Below are 3831 nucleotides of genomic sequence, written 5' to 3'. Positions count from 1 at the left end.
CAGCGCCACCACCACCGGCATCGCCGTGGGGCTCGCGCTGCGCTGGTCGGCCAGCGGCAGCGTGGCGGTCCAGGTGCCGCCCTGCCAGGATTGGGTCCAGTCCTTGCCGGCGACGGCCGCGGTGCGGATCACCTCGGGGGTCTCGGGGAAGAAGGCCAGCGTCTTGCCCTGGGCGGTGGCCGGCAGGCCCTCGAGGCGCACCTGCAGATTGTTGCCCTGCACCTCGATCGCGCCGGGCGTCGCGAGCTGTGCCGGCTGCGCGGCCTGGGCGGCGTCGAACTCGGCCTTGTGCAGCGCGGTCGAGCCCTGCACCGGCAGCGCCAGCGAGAACTCGCCTTCCTCGGGGATGCATTCCTTGCGGCAGACCAGCCACGAGGCCTTGAGCCGCACCTGGAGTTCGGCCGGCCCGCCCGCGCCCGTGAGGGCCAGCGGCGGCTTGAAGGTGCTCGCCACCTCGAGCGGCACCGGCAGCAGCACCGTGTTCTCGTAGCCGTAGTTGGCGAGGTTGCCGACCGGGATCTTCTTCGGCACCGGCCAGGCGATGTCGCCGGCCGCCACGCCGGGTGGCAGCGTCCAGTTGAGCTCGGTGGGCAGGCCGGAATCGCCGGCGTTCTTCCAGTAGGTATGCCACTCGGGCTGGTGCGCGATCTGCAGGCCGACCCAGACCGGCGCGCCGGGCGCCACGCCGTCGGGCGCGTGCGCCACCAGTTCGGCGCGCACATGCGGGGTGGTCACGACCGCGCCCGTCTTGGCTGGAGTCAATTGGGCCAGAGCCGGCAGCCAGGCTGTGGATGCTGCTATGAGAAGCGTAGCGAATCGGAGGCGCGTGAAGGTCATGCCGTCAGTCGGAGCGTTCAGGGGAGGCGAAGTTCCGGGGCGGGGTCAGGTGGCGGCCGCCCAGCCCAGCACCACGCGCCGGCTGTTGGCGCTCTTCTTCTCGATCTTGGTGACCACCACGGCGCCGATCTCGGCGGTGTTGGCCACGTGCGTGCCGCCGCAGGGCTGGAAGTCGATCTGGGCTTCGCCCTCGCCGCCGATGCGGATGGTGCGCACCGTGCCCGTGCCGCGCGGCGGCTGCACGCTCATGCTCTTGACCAGCGCCGGGTTGGCGTCGAGCTCGGCGTCGGTGATGGCGCCCACGGTCAGCGGATGGGCCGCGCCCACCAGCGCCGCGAGGCCGTGGGTCAGCGCTTCCTTGTCGAGCGGGTCGGTCATGTGGAAGTCGAGCCGCGCGTAGTCGGGCGTGATCGAGCAGCCGTTGACCGGCTGCGGCACCAGGTAGCAGAGCAGGTGGGTGGCGGTGTGGAAGCGCATCAGCCGGTGGCGGCGCTCCCAGTCGATGGTCGCGGTGACGGTGTCGCCGGGCTTCAGCGCGGCCAGCAGGGCCTCCTGGCCCGGCGCGGGCACGTGCACGATCTCGTCGGTGGCGCGGCCCTCGGCGTCCTTGCCCTTGCGCGTGTCGGCGATCGCGATCCCGGCGCCGCCGGCCAGCGCCAGCACGCCGCTGTCTCCGGCCTGTCCGCCGCCCAGCGGGTAGAACACGGTGCGGTCCAGCACGATGCCGGTCTCGTCGATGCGCTCGACGCGCGCTTCGCAGGAGCGCAGATAGGCGTCGGCACGGAACAGGTCGTGGGTCATCCCGGCGATGGTAGCGGCGATGCGCGAACGGGGTGCGCCCACGCCGGAAAGCGCCCACGACCGACAGCCCCCGGGCCGCCGCCAGCCCGAAGATCGCCCGATGCGCGGCACCGGGCCGCGCCGCAACGCACGAAGGACGGCGCATGAAGACACGGCAGCAAGCACCCACCCCCAAGACGGCCGCGGCCCTGCTGGCGGCGGTCCTGGTCCCGCTGGTGCTGGCGGGCTGCGGCGAGGCGGCCAAGCTCACGCCCGAACTGACCACCGGCCCGCGGCCGCAGCTGGTGGAGCCCAACAAGACCCTGATCCCCACCGTCAACGTCGCGCCCGTGGTCGGCTGGAACGACACCGCCGCGCCCACGCCGGCCGACGGCCTCAAGGTGGCGGCGCTGGCGCGCGGGCTCGACCATCCGCGCTGGGTCTACACCCTGCCCAACGGCGACGTGCTGGTGGCCGAGAGCAACAAGCCGCCCAAGCCCGAGGGCACGACCGACGGCGGCAGCGGCCTGATGGCCAAGGCGCGCAACTTCGTGATGAACAAGCTGATGGCGCGCGCCGGCGCCGGCGTGCCCAGCGCCAACCGCATCACCCTGCTGCGCGATGCCGACGGCGACGGCGCGGCCGAGGTCAAGCAGGTGTTCCTCTCCAACCTCACCTCGCCCTACGGCATGGCCTTGGTGGGCAACGAGCTCTTCATCGCCAACGCCGACGCGCTCGTGAAGGTGCCCTACACCGAGGGCCAGACCTCCATCGATGCCAAGCCCACCGTGGTGACGCCGCTGCCCGCGGGCATCAACCACCACTGGACCAAGAACGTGATCGCCAACGCCGACGGCAGCAAGCTCTACGTGACCGTGGGCTCGAACAGCAACATCGGCGAGAACGGCCTCGCCGCCGAGGAGGGCCGCGCCGCCATCTGGGAGGTCGACACCAAGAGCGGCGAGAAGCGCCTGTTCGCGAGCGGCCTGCGCAACCCCAACGGCCTGGGCTGGGACCCCGACACCCAGGCGCTGTGGACCGTGGTCAACGAGCGCGACGAGATCGGCAGCGACCTCGTGCCCGACTACCTGACCTCGGTGAAGGACGGCGCCTTCTATGGCTGGCCCTGGAGCTACTACGGCGGCGTGGTCGACGTGCGCGTGCAGCCGCAGAACCCCGAGATGGTGGCCAAGTCGATCGCGCCCGACTACGCGCTGGGCTCGCACGTCGCGCCGCTGGGCCTGGCGTTCTCGCGCCCGGGCGGCATGCCCGAGCAGTTCGCCAGCGGCGTCTTCATCGGCGAGCACGGCTCGTGGAACCGCAAGCCCAAGTCGGGCTACAAGGTGGTGTTCGTGCCCTTCATCGGCGGCAAGCCCAGCGGCCCGCCGGTCGACGTGCTCACGGGCTTCCTCGATGCCCAGGAAAAGGCGCAGGGCCGGCCGGTGGGCGTGGCGCTCGACAAGAGCGGCGCGCTGCTGGTGGCCGACGACGTGGGCAACGTCGTATGGAGGGTGTCGCGCGCGAAGCAAAACTGAGGACGCTCAGCCGCCGCGCACCGACGAGGGCCGCGCCACCAGCTGCGCGGCCGGGCCCTCGACCCGGTGGCGCGAGACATCGCCGCGCAGGTGGTCGAACAGCAGCGCGATCGCCTGCTGCGCCACCTCCTCCAGATGCAGGTCGACCGCGGTGAGCGGCGGCACGCTGGTGCGCGCGCGCAGGCCGTCGTAGCGGGTCGCGACCATCACGTCGTCGGGCACGCGACGCCCGCTCTGCACGATCGCGGCCAGCGCGCCGGTGGCGAAGGCGTCGACCGGCACGCAGAAGGCGTCGATGCCGGGATGGGCCGCGAGCAGCGCCTGCGCCGCCTCGTGGCCGCCGGCCTCGCCGCGCACCTCCTCGACCAGCGACAGCAACGGCGGCTGGCCGCGCGCGGCCATCGCTTCTTCGTACGCCGTGCGCGCCTCGAGATACGAGTTGCGCTGCGCCGCGCCCAGGATCATCGCGACCTGGCGCGCGCCCTGGCCGTGCAAGTGCTCGAGCAGCAGCCGCGTGGTGCGGCCCGAATGGATGTCGACATAGGGCGGCATCACCGGCCCCTCGGCCGGCTTGCCGATGGCCACCACCGGCAGGCCGCGGCGCAGCAGGTTCGCGAGGTTGGGGTCGCCGGCCGAGGGCTCGATGACCAGCGCGCCGTCGACGTCGAGCAGCTCCATC

4 protein-coding genes are annotated in these 3831 nt (G+C 72.4%); 1 reads left to right on the top strand and 3 read right to left on the bottom strand.

What is annotated here, in order from left to right:
- Both AC27VN_RS35275 and AC27VN_RS35270 read right to left on the bottom strand, forming a co-directional pair.
- On the bottom strand, positions 1-837 hold an 837-nt coding region (locus tag AC27VN_RS35275; RefSeq protein ID WP_490879617.1), incomplete at its 3' end, for a protein-disulfide reductase DsbD domain-containing protein.
- Positions 838-882: 45 nt separating this feature from the next.
- Entirely contained in the window at positions 883-1638 is a 756-nt protein-coding gene (locus AC27VN_RS35270) for an alanyl-tRNA editing protein (protein ID WP_490879616.1), read from the bottom strand.
- 143 nt (positions 1639-1781) lie between these two features.
- On the opposite strand from AC27VN_RS35270, the gene AC27VN_RS35265 reads away from it, so the two are divergent.
- The gene (locus AC27VN_RS35265; RefSeq protein WP_398496509.1) at positions 1782-3152 is read left to right on the top strand and encodes a PQQ-dependent sugar dehydrogenase; all 1371 of its coding nucleotides are present in this window, start codon (positions 1782-1784) and stop codon (positions 3150-3152) included.
- 6 nt (positions 3153-3158) lie between these two features.
- Here AC27VN_RS35265 and AC27VN_RS35260 read toward each other — a convergent pair.
- Positions 3159-3831, bottom strand: a 673-nt coding sequence (locus AC27VN_RS35260; RefSeq protein WP_490879615.1) for a substrate-binding domain-containing protein, incomplete at its 5' end; no start/stop codon positions are given.

This window comes from Variovorax sp. 20P10.2.4 (assembly GCF_058244205.1).
This window is presented reverse-complemented; position numbering and strand designations above follow the sequence as displayed.

What these genes read in the sequence shown, in the direction of transcription:
- AC27VN_RS35265 (WP_398496509.1), top strand. Translation starts at nt 1,782, where the DNA reads ATGAAGACACGGCAGCAAGCACCCACCCCCAAGACGGCCGCGGCCCTG.
- AC27VN_RS35270 (WP_490879616.1), bottom strand. Translation starts at nt 1,638, where the DNA reads ATGACCCACGACCTGTTCCGTGCCGACGCCTATCTGCGCTCCTGCGAA.